Genomic DNA, 12,930 nt, shown 5'->3' on the forward strand with positions numbered 1-12,930 from the left:
CGCCGGTTCATCACCGGCGGCTGATTAGGTCCAGCATTTCAATGCAGGCTCAGGCGGCCTTGCCGGAGCGCGTATACTGACCCTGCGGCCGGTAGCGAACGAGGTAGCTCGGGATGATCGCCTCGACCAAGGTCGGCTCGATTCCGAACGCCTTGAAGGTACGGCCCTCGGCTTCGGCCGCCGGCGAGACGACATTGTCGCTTTTGAGCAGCGTCACCTGGTCGGTGGTGAGCGGCGGGGTGATGAGCGGGATCAGGGAGGAGACGCTGCCGATCAGGGAGGCGACACCGAAGGGCAGCGTGACGAGCGCACGCTTGCGATCGATCGCCTTCAGCATGATCTCCAGACACTGGCGGAAAGTCAGCACTTCCGGACCGCCGAGCTCGTAGATCCGGCCCTTTTCGACCTTGCCTTCGACCGCCTTGGCGACGGCTTCGGCCAGATCCGCGACATAGACCGGCTGGAACGCGGTCTTGCCGCCGCCGACCAGCGGCAAAGCCGGCGAGAAGCGCGACATCTGGGCGAACTTGTTGAAGAAGCCGTCTTCCGGACCGAAGACGATCGAGGGACGCAGGATGACCGCATCCGGCTTGATCTCCATCACGGCCTTCTCGGCCTTCGCCTTGGACTGGGCGTAGACGGACTCGCTTTCGGCATCGGCGCCGATGGCGGAGATATGGGTGAGCGAGGCGCCAACGCTGCGAGCGGCTTCAGCCACGGCGCGTGCGCCGAAATCCTGCACCGCATCGAACGTATTCCGGCCGGCCTCGAACAGGATGCCGACGCAGTTGACGACGTGATCGCTGCCCTGCACGGCGGCATCGACCGACTGGCGGTAGCGCAGGTTCGCCTGGACGAAGGAGATCTGGCCGACATTGCCGAGCGGCTGCAGGAAGCCTGCCAGATCCGGGCGGCGCACGGCGACGCGAATGCGAAAACCGCGCCGAGCAAGCGCGCGCACCACGTGCCTCCCGACGAAGCCCGATCCGCCGAAGACGGTGACGAGCGGGGGAAGATTGGACAGGGTCATGGAACGGCGCTCCGGTGGTTTTCAGGCATGGGGTGTTTTTTCAGGCATGATCAGTCATGCGATATAGCTTAACCCGCCTCGTACGGAAAGATATCAGGCAGTGCAACATGTCGCAGAGGGACAGCGCCGCTCAGACGCCTTCGACCACCAGCATGTCGGCATCGGCGATCTCCTGGCGGATGGCCGCCGCGATCTGGTATTCCGGCGAATGGTAACAGGCCGTGGCGGCCTCCATCGAGGGGAATTCGATGATCACGTTGCGCGCCCGGATGGTGCCCTCGAGCTTTTCCACCGGCCCGCCGCGCGCGAGGAAGACGGCGCCATACGTCTCGAAGGCCGGCTTGGCCGCCGCGACGTAATCCTTGTAGCGCTCGGCATCGCGAACATCGACGCGCGCGATCCAGTATCCCTTGGCCATGATGGTCTCCTCTGAAATGTGTCACGCCGAAGCGGTCAGTCGTTGCTGGGCCAGCTGGCGCGGCGCATGTCGTCGAGAATGGCACGCGTCGCCGCGCGCGGATCGGCCGCCTGAACGATCGGGCGACCGACGACGAGATGGCTCGCACCGGACGAAATCGCATCGAAGGGGGTCATGACCCGTTTCTGGTCGCCCTTGTCGGCGCCCGCCGGCCGGATGCCGGGCGTGACCACGGCAAGATCCGGCCCCACGACCTCGCGCACGATCGCAGCCTCTTCGGCCGAACACACGATGCCACCCATTCCCGCATCCCTTGCCTGGGCGGCGCGGCGCAGCACGAGCGCGCGCGGCTCGTCGGCATAGCCGGCGGCCTTCAGATCGTCCGCATCCATCGAAGTGAGCACGGTCACGCCCAAAAGGCAGAGGCTGGAGCCTTTCGCGGCCTCGACGGCGGCGGCCATGGCCTTCGGATAGGCGTGCAGCGTCAGCATGGTCATGCCCATGCGCGCGATGTTCTCGACGCCCTTGGCGACCGTATTGTCGATATCGAGAAGCTTCATGTCGAGGAAGATCTTCTTGCCCGACGCGGCAAGGTCTTGCGCAAAATCGAGACCGCCGGCAAAAACCAGCTGATAGCCGATCTTGTAGAACCGGCCTTCATCGCCGATGGCATCGACGATGCCCTGCGCCTCGGCGATCGTGGGCACGTCGAGACCGATGATCAACCTGTCGCGCGCTGCCTCAGCCATCCGTCCACCCCTGCCAGTCCTCGATGCGGGTCCACTTGCACACCGGGCGATGCCGGGCAAGGGAAAAAACCATGTCTCCGGGATCGTTCACGCTGGCAGGGACTGGACCGAGGGGAAACGCAAAGAGATTGCCGCCACCGCCGGGACCCTGATCGTGCACCCGCGAAATGGGCACGCCGGAGAGGTGACAATAAAGCAGCGTGCCGACGCCGCCATGGCCGACAAAGGCGATCGGGACCTTTGGATCGTGCGCATCGAGCACGGCCGTGACGGCGCGGACGATGCGGGCCTGCGCGTCATCTGCCGTTTCCCATCCGCGAAAGCTCACGGCAGGCTGGGCGAAAAAGCTGTCGGCCGCCGCCTCGAACTCTGCCGGCGGCAGGAAACCGGTCGCCGAGCGGTCGTTCTCGCCGGTGTTCTCCAGAACCTCGACGGTTACGCCCGATGCCGCAGCCAGGATTGCGGCCGTCTCCAGCGCCTTCGTCTCATCCGACGAGACGATCCGACCGAGACGCCGTGCCCAGCCGGAATGCGCTGCGCTCCCGGCCCGCGCGCGACCCCGCTCCGAAAGGCCCCAGCGCGGGATCGGCACGTCGGGATCGATCGAGACCTCGGGATGGCTGATATAGAGACCGAACATGACGGTGACCGTGTGCGCTGAAGACGGGATCAATGCGTCTTGCGATAGATCCAGAGCCGTGCCGGGGGGATATTGCGCATGATGAAATCGAGTTGTTCGGTGCGGAACCGGTCCGGCATGTTGGCGACGGGCGAACGCGGACCATAGGAGATCTGCACCACGGGGCGACCGACAGGCACCCGGGTCAGCAGATCCTCGATCAACGCGACACGGCGCGGCATCGGCATGTTCAAAAGCGGGACAGCCGAAATGACGCAATCGAACTGGTCGCCGGCACGGCGGCCGAGCGTGGTGCCGAGATCGAAGGCATCGCCGTTGATGAACTCGACCGCGGGAAAGCGCGCCAGGAGCTGGGTGTAGAAGTCGCTCGAATACTCCACCGACACGAGCTGATCGGGCGCGACGCCGCGATCGAGGATGGCCTTGGTGATGACGCCCGTTCCGGGTCCGAGCTCGAGGACCGGAAGGCCCGAACCGATATCGATGACGCTCGCCATCCGCCGCGCGGCGATCGAAGAGGTCGGCGTGATCGCCCCCACAGCCTTCATGTTGCTGCGCCAGCCCTTGAAGAACCGGATTTCCTCATCGAATTTTTTACCGAAACGCTCTTTCAAACGCAAATTCATACCCGTCTCCACTCCGACTCGCTGCTTGAGCGTTCGCTGTCATACCGCATTCAAAAATCCAAAGCGACAAAAAGCGTTCTTTTTGCGTCATTTGATTTCTGTCCCTTGATGCGGACTTGCTGCGTCAGGTCGCCTGGGACAGTATACGTGTTAGACCTCGAAACGGAACAGCGTAAGGCTCCCGAATGAGTGCGATGCCAGCCTTTCTTGGATTTCCGGACCGGCTTTCGGAGAACCTCAAGCCCGTGGCGGCCGTCTTCGGTGCCGGGCATGGGAGCACCTATGCGGGCAAGGATAGCAGCGGTTACGTGCCTGCCGCCGACGCCATTCGGGCAGCAAGCCTCGAGGACGCCGGCCTGATCGATCATTGGGATTTCGATCTCGGCGGGCCGCTCTTCGATGAAAGGAGACATTGCTGCATCGACCTTGGCAACGTGCCGACACGGATGGATGACAATGCCGGCAATCGAGAGCGCATCGAAGCCGTGACACGGGAGGTTCTTGCGACCGGCGCCGTTCCCATTCTTCTGGGTGGCGACGACTCCGTGGTAATCCCGTTCCTGTCGGGCTTTGCCGATAGGGGACCGATCTGGATCGTCCAGATCGATGCGCATATCGACTGGCGAGATACCCTGCACGATGAGCGATACGGCTATTCGAGCCCGATGCGACGGGCGAGCGAGATGGCTCACGTCACGGGTATGGTTCAAGGCGGCTTGCGCGGGATCGGCAGCGCGCGTCGCGAAGAGGTCGACGATGCGCTGCGGTTCGGCAGCCGGCTGGTGACAGCACGGCAGATTCATGCCGAGGGCGCCGCAGCGGTTCTTCGGCGTATCCCGGAGGGAACGAAGGTCGTCCTGACGGTGGATTGCGACGGGCTAGACCCAAGCATCCTGCCGGGCGTGGCCGCGCCTTCCCCGGGCGGACTGACCTACACACAGGTCATCGACATTATCGCCGGCATCGGCGCGCGCGGTTCGATCGTCGGGTTCGATCTGGTCGAACTCTTCCCGCCGGCCGACATTGCCGGCCTTTCCGCGCTGACGGCGTCGCGCATTGTCGCCAACGCGATCGGCACGATCATCCGGCAGAGGTGATGAGCGGGGACAGAATTCCATCTCCCCTCACATGACGCGGCACGGTATCCCTGTCGCGGACTAAACCCGCATCGGCATCAGCACATACAGCGCGTCTTCACCGGCGAGATCGCGCACCAGGGTCGGCGAGCCGGCATCGGCCAGCATGAACACGGCTTCGGTGCCCGAAAGCTGGGCCGTGATATCGAGCAGATACTTGGCGTTGAAGCCGATTTCGAGCGGGTCGTTGTCGTAGCCCACCGGCAGTTCTTCCGTCGCACTACCGCTGTCGGGATTGTTGACGGTCAGCGTCAGCTGTCCGTCGGCAAGCGCCAGCTTCACGGCGCGACCGCGTTCGGACGAAATCGTGGAGACGCGATCGACGGCCTGCGCGAAGGACTGGCAATCGATCCGCAGCTCCTTCTCGTTGTTGGCCGGAATGACCCGCTGGTAATCCGGAAACGTGCCGTCGATCAGCTTCGACGTCATGACGATCGAGCCAATGCTCATGCGGATCTTGGCGTCGGACAGCTCCAGCGTCACCGTTGCATCCGGCTGGTCCACGAGCTTCTGCAACTCGCCCACCGTCTTGCGGGGAATGATGATGCCCGGCATGCCTTCGGAGCCCGAGGGCGCTTCCAGATCGGCACGCGCGAGCCGGTGGCCGTCGGTCGCCACGGCGCGCAGCTTCAGGTCGCCCTTGCTTTCGATCGTGTGGATGTAGATGCCGTTCAGGTAATAGCGCGTCTCCTCCGTGGAGATCGCGAACTGCGTCCGATCGATCAGCATCTTGAGATCGGTCGCCTTCATCGTGAACTTGTGCGTGAAGGTGCCGGCGTTCAGATCCGGAAAATCCGACTGCGGCAGGCACTGAAGCGAAAACTTGGACCGGCCCGAGGCGACGGTCATCGCCGTGCCCTCGGCATTGGTCGATAGCCGGACTTCCGAACCGTCCGACAGCTTGCGGACGATATCGTAGAGCAGATGGGCAGGCACGGTCGTCGCGCCCGGCTGCTCGACCTGGGCGGGCGTCGCCTCGGTGATTTCGAGATCGAGGTCGGTCGCCTTCATGTCGAGGCTTTCGCCGTCGGCCCGCAGCAGAACGTTCGACAGGATCGGAATGGTGTTCCGGCGCTCGACGACGCGGTGGACATGGTTCAGCGATTTGAGGAGATTGGACCGCTCGATCGTAATGCGCATGAGATGCTGTCGCTTTCCATCAGGACCGGAAGACGCCTCCCGGCTTGAACTCTTGAACGCCTCGGCCACCGGGCCGCGGGCGGCCGAAGGGCGGCGTGGATATGGACGCGCAAAATGGCACTACACCGGGACGAAGTGCAAGGGCCAAGCTCCATCCGATGCCGAACTACCCACCGTTATCGTTTCGTGCACCGGCTTGCGGCACGGGGCCGGCTCCCCCATAAAGACCGCATGAAGGACAAGACGACAGAACGGGATGCGGCACCGGATGCCGGCACAAGGTCGCGCAGCTATCGCCTCCACGACACGGTCGTGGAGGCCCGGCCGATCGAGCCGGCGCTCTATCTGGTGGCGACGCCCATCGGCAATCTCGGCGACATCACCCTGCGGGCGCTGGAAACCCTGGCCGGCGCGGATGTGCTGGCCTGCGAGGACACCCGCGTCACCCGCGTTCTTCTCGATCGCTATGGCATCGCCAACCGCCCCTACGCCTATCACGAGCACAATGCCAACGAGGCCGGCCCCCGGCTGATCGCGGCGCTCGATGCAGGCCGATCGGTCGCGCTGGTGTCGGATGCGGGCACGCCCCTCGTCTCCGATCCCGGCTACCGGCTTGCCCAGACGGCGATCGAGGCCGGGCACCGGGTGGTGCCGCTGCCGGGGCCTTCGGCGCCGCTTGCGGCACTCGTCGGCTCGGGGCTTTCCAACGAGGCCTTTCTCTTTGCGGGCTTTCTGCCGTCCAGGGACAAGGCGCGACGCGACCGGTTGGCCGAACTCGCCCGCGTGCCGGCAACGCTGATCTTCTTTGAGTCCCCCCACCGGATCGCTGCGACCCTGATCGGCGCTGCGGAAACGCTCGGCCGGGAGCGGGCGGCCGTGGTCTGTCGCGAACTGACCAAGACCTATGAAGAGTTCCGGCGGGGAACGCTCGGAGAGCTTGCCGATCATTATGGTGGCGATGTCGTCGTCAAGGGCGAAATCGTGCTGGTCATCGCCCCGCCGCCGGAAGAAGCGGCGCCGGACGCGCAGGATGTGGATGCCCTGCTGGCCCGGCTCTCCGCCGCGATGCCGGCCGGCAAGGCCGCAACGGAAGCGGCGAAACAAACGGGCCTCAACCGCCGAACGCTGTACGACCGGCTTCTGACGCTCAAGGAACAGCCGTGACGGGAACGGCCGACCGGCGACGTTTGCGGGCGGTGCGCAAAGGCGCCGTCGCGGAATATGTCGCCGCGCTCGCTCTCATGCTGCGCGGTTATCGCATCGTCGCCTTTCGCTACCGCACAAAGCTTGGAGAAATCGACATCATCGCCAAGCGCGGCACGCTCGTCGCCTGCGTCGAGGTGAAGGCACGCGGAAGCGTGGATGCGGCGATCTTTGCGGTAAGCCCGATGTCGGAAGCGAGAATCCGCAATGCGAGCGATCTCTGGCTGCAAAGGCAGCCGGATGCGGACCGCCTGTCCATTCGCTACGACATCATGGCCGTCCGGCCCTGGCGTTGGCCGGTGCATATTCCCGGCGCGTTCTAACGGCGCCAAAAAACCTCAACACTCTCAGTGATGTCGGACGGTGACGTTGTTTTCCACCAGATGGACGCCGATCACCGAAGCGGCCGCCTGCTCGATACAGCCGATCTCGGCTTCGTTCGCGACGAAGCCCGAAAGGATGATGGTTCTGCCGATGGCGACGACATCGAGGTGGGTTGTATCCACGAGGGCGACATACTGGATGTACCGGGAGACCTTGCCCGCAAGGTCGTCGTCCCGCAGATGGGGTTCGTCGTCGCGTCGGCAGTAGATCTGCTTGTCCATCGGCATGCTAGAGCCCCCTGTTGCCCGCTCCCCGCAGACAGGATGGGCCCGTTCAGGCGTGTCGCGGATCAGCGTTTAGCTGCACTGCAACGCGAGGTCCGTCCGGAATGTTCCATGCTGCGCCGTTTCGGTTGTGAGCCGGCTTGCCACGCGCTGGACAATCAGAAGCGGCGGCGCCCCTCATCGATATGGATGAACGCCTCGACCGCTGCGGCGATAAAGTCCTCACGGGCATAATCTGCCGGCTGCTCGCCGTTCAGCACGTAGCGGCACATCCGAAGCGCCGCCCCATAGGCCGCACCTTCATGCGTCGGCCATTTTTCGAGTAGAACTTCGGCCGCTTCCCGTGTGTTGCGGACGATGCGATAGTCTCCGATACCGCCAAGCTCGAGCACGACGGGTTGCTGCCACCATTTTTCATTGATCGCCGCGTAGTCACTGACCGCCATGCCGAATCCCTCCGCTGCCGATAGCCGTCTCGCTTTATGACAGGCGAAACTTACGTAGACATTGCGTGTCAAACGGAAAGGTTGCGGAGAGCGCACGAAGCAGTTTATGCGATAAAGGCACGGAGAGCCTCATGTCCGACGTCCTCATCAATGTCCTTCCCCTCTTCGTCCTTATCTTTGCCGGCTGGCTGATCGTGCGGACGGGCTATCTGAAACCGGCGGTCGGCGACGCACTCGGCGATTTCGTCTTCAAGGTTTCCGTCCCCGTTCTGCTGTTTCGCACCATTGCGACCGCGGACTTCACGGAAGGCTCGCCCTGGCCGCTCTGGATCGCCTATTTCTCGGGCGTCGCCGTCGTCTGGACCCTCGGCCATCTCGTCGCCACGCTCGGCTTCGGGCGCGACCGCCGCATCGGCGTGCTCGCAGGCGTGTCCTCGGCCTTCGCCAACACGATCTTCATCGGCCTGCCGCTCGTCTCGCGCAGTGTCGGCGATGCCGGCGTCGTGGCCCTGTCGATCCTGATTTCCGTGCATCTTCCGGTGATGATGATCGCGGGCACGATCCTGATGGAGCGAGCCGAGCGGAAGACCAATGGCGGCGTGGCGCAGAGCCCGCTGGCGCTTGCCCGCGGCATCCTGCGGAACCTGGTGCGCAACCCTCTCGTGATCGGGCTCGTCTGCGGCGCCCTGATGCATGCGACGAACCTGCCGCTGTCGGGACCGCTCAAGATCGCCATCGACCAGACCGCGGCCGTGGCCGGTCCCGCCGCGCTGATCTCGATCGGGATGGCGCTCGACAAATATGGTCTGTCGGGCAATCTCGGCCTTGCCGCCTTTACCAGCGCGCTCAAGCTCGTCGTGCTGCCCGCCTGCGTGTTTGCAGCCAGTCACCTGCTCGGCCTCGATCGTCACTGGACGGCGGCACTGGTGCTGACCTCGGCCGTGCCGACAGGCGTCAATGCCTGGCTGATCGCCAATCATTTCAACGTGGGTCACGGCCTGGCATCCTCGACCATCACGCTGACCACGGCCCTCGGCGTCTTCACGGTCTCTGCCTGGGCCTACGTGCTTCTCTAACGCTTGTGGCCCCCGCCATCCTTGCCATGGCGTCGTATCCGCAATCTCGGGCAGCGGTCCCAGCGCAAAGTCCGCCAGTTGCCCGGACACGAAAAAGCCCGGCGAAAGCCGGGCTTCGATTGATCCAGGTTCAGCGACAGGCTTCGGCTTAGTTGGCGGGTGCCGCCGGAGCAGCAGGCGCAGGCGCTACGGGAGCAGCAGGGGCTGCCGGGGCAGCAGGTGCCGCACCTTCGGCCGGCGCCGCTGCGGGCGCGGCAGAGGCAGATGCCTCGGGAAGGGCGACAGGCGCATCGGACTGGCCGCGCAGCCAGGCGATGAGGTTTGCACGCTCATCCGGCTTCTTCACGCCGGCAAATCCCATAGCCGTGCCCGGTACGTGCTTCTTCGGCGCCTCGACGAAATAGCTCAGGTGATCGTAGGTCCAGGTCTTGTTGGCTTCGGCAAAGGTCTTCATGCCGGCCGAATAGGCAAAGCCTTCATGCGAGGCGATCGGGCGTTCCACGACACCCCAGAGATTGGGGCCGACCTTGTTCGGTCCCCCCTTCTCGATGGTGTGACAGGCGGCACATTTCTTGAACACGGCTTCGCCCGCGCTTGCATCGGCGCTGGCCAGCAGCGGCTTGATGTCGACCTCGACCTCGGCTGCAGCCCCCGCTCCGGCCTCGCCCGTCGTTTCCTCGGCGATGATCGCAAAGCCCGGCTTTTCCGGGGCTTCGGAATGAAAGATGCCTTCGGAGGCGATCGATACGGACATCAGCACGAAGACCGTTCCGAGAAAGGCTCCCACGGCCATATTTACATGCGAGTTCATCAACACACCTCCCCTTGCGTCCGGCCTCAGGCATACGCACGCGCCGCCGGTATGAACAATCTGCCGCGGCACCTTGAAATCGTGCGGAAGCTATGTCTTTTGACCAAGCGTTGCAACAGCGATATCCGTGCCGGACGAACCACTTCTGGCACTTTTTAATGGTGTTTTGAAGGGCTCGGCATGAAAAGCGACAATTTGGCAAAAACACTCGTGCTGATCCCGGCGCGGATGGCCTCCACGCGGCTTCCCGGCAAGCCTTTGGCCGACATCTGCGGACTGCCGATGATCGTTCAGGTCGCGTTGCGGGCGCGCGATGCAGACGCGGGGCGCATCGTCGTGGCCGTCGATCACCAGGACACGTTCGATGCCGTGACGGCTGCCGGCTTCGAAGCCGTCATGACCCGTATCGACCATCAGTCCGGCTCCGACCGCATCTACGAGGCGCTCACCCTTTGCGACCCGGACGGCCGGATCGAGACCGTGATCAACGTGCAGGGCGATCTGCCGACGATCGAGCCGGAGACGATTCGCGCAGCGCTGCGGCCGCTCGAGGATCCCGCCGTCGATATTGCGACGCTGACGGTGGAGATCGTGCACGAGGCGGAGAAAACCAACCCGAACGTCGTGAAGGTGGTCGGCGCGCCGCTGTCCGAAAGCCGCCTGCGGGCGCTCTACTTCACCCGGGCGACGGCTCCTCACGGTGCGGGGCCGCTCTACCATCATATCGGCCTCTACGCCTATCGCCGGTCAGCGCTCGAACGATTCGTCGCCTTGCCGCCCTCGACGCTCGAAAAGCGCGAATCGCTCGAGCAGCTGCGGGCGCTGGAGGCGGGCATGCGCATCGACGTGGAAATCGTCAGCTCCATCCCGCTCGGTGTCGACACGCCGGCCGATCTGGAAGCGGCACGGCGGCTGCTGTCGACGCGCCCCGGAGCTGCATCATGATGCCCGTCACCAACCGCATCTCGTTCCAGGGCGATTATGGCGCGAATTCCGACATGGCGTCGCGCGACATGTTCCCGACGATGGACCCGCTTCCCTGCCAGACCTTCGAGGATGCCTTTCTGGCCGTCGAGAACGGCGAGGCGGATCTCGCGATGATCCCGATCGAGAATACGATCGCCGGCCGCGTCGCCGACATCCATCATCTGCTGCCGGAATCGCGCCTGCACATCATCGGTGAATACTTCATGCCGATCCGGTTCCAGCTGATGGTGCTGCCGGGCGTGTCGCGCAGCGAGATCCGCACCGTGCACAGCCACATCCATGCGCTCGGCCAATGCCGCAAGATCGTCCGCGCCAATGGCTGGAAGCCCGTCGTGGCCGGCGACACCGCCGGTGCCGCCAAGCTCGTGGCGGAAACGGGGGACCGCTCGATGGCGGCTCTCGCCCCCCGGCTCGCGGCCGATCTCTACAAACTCGATATCGTGGCCGAGAATGTCGAGGACACCGAAAACAACGTGACGCGCTTCGTCGTGCTCTCGCGCGACGAGAAGCCGATCCGGCGCGGCGCCGAGGCCGACCACCTCGTGACCACCTTCGTCTTCAATGTCCGCAACATTCCGGCAGCGCTCTACAAGGCGCTCGGCGGCTTTGCCACGAACGGCATCAACATGACGAAGCTGGAGAGCTATCAGATCGGCGGAAAGTTCATCGCGACGCAGTTCTATGCGGACATCGACGGGCATCCCGACGACGCGAACGTCAAGCGGGCGCTGGAAGAGCTTCGGTTCTTTTCGGAGAAGGTCCGGATTCTCGGCTCCTATCCGGCCCATCCCATGCGGCGCGTGTTATAAAAGTCGCGCCGATCCGAAATCCTTTGCGCACCGGCGGACATGCCCGACTTGTGGGGTAGAGTTCACGGCGCAAAAGTGATTGCGTAAGGCGGAGAGGCGACTGATTTGCGGCAATGCCGCCGGTGCCTTTCGTTTGACAGCCGCGCAACGGCGGCATCCAAAGGACGCCTACGATGATCATCAGAACTCTCCTCCTTGCCTCGACGGCCGCACTCTCCATGACCGCAGGTGCACAGGCTGCCGATGCGATCGTTGCCGCCGAGCCGGAAGCCATGGAATATGTTCGTGTCTGCGATGCCTTCGGCGAAGGCTTCTTCTACATTCCCGGCACGGAAACGTGCCTGAAGATCGGCGGCTATGTCCGCTCCGACCACAATCTCGGCGAAAGCGCCTATAGCGGCGAAAACCTCGACTGGTCGCCGTTTACCCGGGGAACCGTGACCCTCGATGCCCGCAGCGATACGGAATACGGCGAACTCCGCTCCTTCATCGAATTGCGAGCGGAAGCCGCGGACGGCGAAACGCCCACCTACATCAACTCGGCCTTCATCACGCTCGGCGGCTTCATGGCCGGCTTCAACGATTCCCGCTACGATCTCTTCCTGAATTCGGCGGGCAACATCATCAATGACGACGTCATCGACTACACCGGCGACCGGACCAACCAGGTCAGCTACCAGTGGGGTGGCGATAAGGGCTTTTCGGCCTTCATCGGCCTGGAAGAAGGCGGCGGCACCTACGACACCGGCTTCGCCAGCCGTCCGACCGAAGACTACCGGGCCGCCCATCCGCTCGCCGGCGCCCGCATTCAGGAAGACTGGGGCGGCCTGTTCATCATCGGCGGCTACGACCCGGATGCCGAGGCCTTCGGCGGAAAGGTCCGCGGCGATATCGTCTTCAACGACGTGTTCAAGGTCTTCATCATGGCCGGCTACCAGTCGGACTGGGACAACGACAAGGGCCCGGGCGACACGCGCCGGCGTAACTATTACGGCCCGTGGAATGGCGATTGGGCTGCCTGGGGCGGCTTCACCGCGACCGTCAACGACAAGACCTCGATCAACGGCCAGGTCGCCTATGAAGAAGACGGCACGCTCGCGACCGCCCTCAACATGGAATACATGATCGTCGACAACTTCAAGGTTCAGCCGGAATTCAACTACACCAAGTTCGACGGCGAGCGCGGCAATGGCGATGCTTTCGGCGGCACCATCCGCTTCCAGCGCGATTTCTGATCGAACGCCCTCTCTG

General features: G+C 63.9%; 16 protein-coding genes. 7 read left to right on the forward strand and 9 right to left on the reverse strand.

The window, feature by feature from the left end; translation table 11 throughout:
* Positions 1-49: 49 nt before the first annotated feature.
* From ASG39_RS12615 to pmtA, 5 genes are all read right to left on the reverse strand, one after another.
* On the reverse strand, positions 50-1,030 hold the full coding sequence (locus tag ASG39_RS12615) for a complex I NDUFA9 subunit family protein (protein ID WP_062595323.1): 981 nt from the start codon (positions 1,028-1,030) through the stop codon (positions 50-52).
* A gap of 130 nt (positions 1,031-1,160) precedes the next feature.
* The gene (locus ASG39_RS12620) at positions 1,161-1,448 is read right to left on the reverse strand and encodes a DUF1330 domain-containing protein (RefSeq protein WP_062595324.1); all 288 of its coding nucleotides are present in this window, start codon (positions 1,446-1,448) and stop codon (positions 1,161-1,163) included.
* 35 nt (positions 1,449-1,483) lie between these two features.
* Positions 1,484-2,197 carry an orotidine-5'-phosphate decarboxylase gene (pyrF, locus tag ASG39_RS12625; RefSeq protein WP_062595325.1) on the reverse strand — a complete coding sequence of 238 codons (714 nt, stop codon included), beginning with the start codon at positions 2,195-2,197 and terminating at the stop codon, positions 1,484-1,486.
* A complete protein-coding gene (locus ASG39_RS12630; RefSeq protein WP_062595326.1) occupies positions 2,190-2,837 on the reverse strand; it encodes a histidine phosphatase family protein in 648 nt (215 codons plus the stop codon). The genes pyrF and ASG39_RS12630 overlap by 8 nt, the downstream gene beginning before the upstream one ends.
* 29 nt (positions 2,838-2,866) lie before the next feature.
* Positions 2,867-3,463 carry a phospholipid N-methyltransferase PmtA gene (pmtA, locus tag ASG39_RS12635; protein WP_062595327.1) on the reverse strand — a complete coding sequence of 199 codons (597 nt, stop codon included), beginning with the start codon at positions 3,461-3,463 and terminating at the stop codon, positions 2,867-2,869.
* Between the two features lie 185 nt (positions 3,464-3,648).
* Here pmtA and ASG39_RS12640 point away from each other — a divergent pair, with 185 nt between their 5' ends.
* The gene (locus ASG39_RS12640) at positions 3,649-4,560 is read left to right on the forward strand and encodes an agmatinase (RefSeq protein WP_062595328.1); all 912 of its coding nucleotides are present in this window, start codon (positions 3,649-3,651) and stop codon (positions 4,558-4,560) included.
* Positions 4,561-4,620: 60 nt separating this feature from the next.
* On the opposite strand, the gene dnaN is transcribed toward ASG39_RS12640, so the two are convergent.
* Positions 4,621-5,739 (reverse strand): DNA polymerase III subunit beta, encoded by a 1,119-nt coding sequence (gene dnaN / locus ASG39_RS12645; RefSeq protein WP_062471044.1) that lies wholly within the window; start codon positions 5,737-5,739, stop codon positions 4,621-4,623.
* Positions 5,740-5,970: 231 nt separating this feature from the next.
* Between dnaN and rsmI the strand changes: the two genes are divergently transcribed.
* A complete protein-coding gene (gene rsmI / locus ASG39_RS12650; RefSeq protein ID WP_062595329.1) occupies positions 5,971-6,903 on the forward strand; it encodes a 16S rRNA (cytidine(1402)-2'-O)-methyltransferase in 933 nt (310 codons plus the stop codon).
* Positions 6,900-7,265, forward strand: a complete 366-nt coding sequence (locus tag ASG39_RS12655; protein ID WP_062595330.1) for a YraN family protein — start codon at positions 6,900-6,902, stop codon at positions 7,263-7,265. Before rsmI ends, ASG39_RS12655 begins: the two co-directional genes overlap by 4 nt.
* A gap of 24 nt (positions 7,266-7,289) precedes the next feature.
* Here the strand turns inward: ASG39_RS12655 and ASG39_RS12660 are convergent, their stop codons facing one another.
* On the reverse strand, positions 7,290-7,553 hold the full coding sequence (locus ASG39_RS12660; protein ID WP_062595331.1) for a BON domain-containing protein: 264 nt from the start codon (positions 7,551-7,553) through the stop codon (positions 7,290-7,292).
* Positions 7,554-7,708: 155 nt separating this feature from the next.
* Positions 7,709-7,996 carry a DUF982 domain-containing protein gene (locus tag ASG39_RS12665; protein WP_062595332.1) on the reverse strand — a complete coding sequence of 96 codons (288 nt, stop codon included), beginning with the start codon at positions 7,994-7,996 and terminating at the stop codon, positions 7,709-7,711.
* A gap of 131 nt (positions 7,997-8,127) precedes the next feature.
* On the opposite strand from ASG39_RS12665, the gene ASG39_RS12670 reads away from it, so the two are divergent.
* A complete protein-coding gene (locus ASG39_RS12670) occupies positions 8,128-9,072 on the forward strand; it encodes an AEC family transporter (protein ID WP_062595333.1) in 945 nt (314 codons plus the stop codon).
* 148 nt (positions 9,073-9,220) lie between these two features.
* On the opposite strand, the gene ASG39_RS12675 is transcribed toward ASG39_RS12670, so the two are convergent.
* Positions 9,221-9,883 (reverse strand): cytochrome c family protein, encoded by a 663-nt coding sequence (locus tag ASG39_RS12675; protein WP_062595334.1) that lies wholly within the window; start codon positions 9,881-9,883, stop codon positions 9,221-9,223.
* A 180-nt stretch (positions 9,884-10,063) separates the two neighbouring features.
* On the opposite strand from ASG39_RS12675, the gene ASG39_RS12680 reads away from it, so the two are divergent.
* The 3 genes from ASG39_RS12680 (at position 10,064) to ASG39_RS12690 (ending at position 12,914) form a co-directional block, all read left to right on the forward strand.
* Entirely contained in the window at positions 10,064-10,828 is a 765-nt protein-coding gene (locus ASG39_RS12680; protein ID WP_062595335.1) for a 3-deoxy-manno-octulosonate cytidylyltransferase, read from the forward strand.
* Entirely contained in the window at positions 10,825-11,679 is an 855-nt protein-coding gene (locus ASG39_RS12685) for a prephenate dehydratase (RefSeq protein ID WP_062595336.1), read from the forward strand. Before ASG39_RS12680 ends, ASG39_RS12685 begins: the two co-directional genes overlap by 4 nt.
* Before the next feature lie 173 nt (positions 11,680-11,852).
* Positions 11,853-12,914, forward strand: a complete 1,062-nt coding sequence (locus ASG39_RS12690; protein ID WP_062595337.1) for a porin — start codon at positions 11,853-11,855, stop codon at positions 12,912-12,914.
* Positions 12,915-12,930 lie beyond the last annotated feature (16 nt).

Origin of the sequence: Rhizobium sp. Leaf371 (assembly GCF_001424045.1) — a bacterium.
Classification (GTDB): Bacteria; Pseudomonadota; Alphaproteobacteria; order Rhizobiales; family Rhizobiaceae; genus Ferranicluibacter.

Excerpts from the sequence above, each read along its gene's own strand:
- pmtA (WP_062595327.1), bottom strand. The coding sequence starts at position 3,463 with ATGAATTTGCGTTTGAAAGAGCGTTTCGGTAAAAAATTCGATGAGGAA.
- ASG39_RS12640 (WP_062595328.1), top strand. The coding sequence starts at position 3,649 with ATGAGTGCGATGCCAGCCTTTCTTGGATTTCCGGACCGGCTTTCGGAG.
- ASG39_RS12690 (WP_062595337.1), top strand. The coding sequence starts at position 11,853 with ATGATCATCAGAACTCTCCTCCTTGCCTCGACGGCCGCACTCTCCATG.
- ASG39_RS12670 (WP_062595333.1), top strand. The coding sequence starts at position 8,128 with ATGTCCGACGTCCTCATCAATGTCCTTCCCCTCTTCGTCCTTATCTTT.
- rsmI (WP_062595329.1), top strand. The coding sequence starts at position 5,971 with ATGAAGGACAAGACGACAGAACGGGATGCGGCACCGGATGCCGGCACA.
- dnaN (WP_062471044.1), bottom strand. The coding sequence starts at position 5,739 with ATGCGCATTACGATCGAGCGGTCCAATCTCCTCAAATCGCTGAACCAT.
- ASG39_RS12660 (WP_062595331.1), bottom strand. The coding sequence starts at position 7,553 with ATGCCGATGGACAAGCAGATCTACTGCCGACGCGACGACGAACCCCAT.
- ASG39_RS12630 (WP_062595326.1), bottom strand. The coding sequence starts at position 2,837 with ATGTTCGGTCTCTATATCAGCCATCCCGAGGTCTCGATCGATCCCGAC.
- ASG39_RS12675 (WP_062595334.1), bottom strand. The coding sequence starts at position 9,883 with ATGAACTCGCATGTAAATATGGCCGTGGGAGCCTTTCTCGGAACGGTC.
- ASG39_RS12685 (WP_062595336.1), top strand. The coding sequence starts at position 10,825 with ATGATGCCCGTCACCAACCGCATCTCGTTCCAGGGCGATTATGGCGCG.
- ASG39_RS12615 (WP_062595323.1), bottom strand. The coding sequence starts at position 1,030 with ATGACCCTGTCCAATCTTCCCCCGCTCGTCACCGTCTTCGGCGGATCG.
- ASG39_RS12665 (WP_062595332.1), bottom strand. The coding sequence starts at position 7,996 with ATGGCGGTCAGTGACTACGCGGCGATCAATGAAAAATGGTGGCAGCAA.
- ASG39_RS12680 (WP_062595335.1), top strand. The coding sequence starts at position 10,064 with ATGAAAAGCGACAATTTGGCAAAAACACTCGTGCTGATCCCGGCGCGG.
- ASG39_RS12620 (WP_062595324.1), bottom strand. The coding sequence starts at position 1,448 with ATGGCCAAGGGATACTGGATCGCGCGCGTCGATGTTCGCGATGCCGAG.
- pyrF (WP_062595325.1), bottom strand. The coding sequence starts at position 2,197 with ATGGCTGAGGCAGCGCGCGACAGGTTGATCATCGGTCTCGACGTGCCC.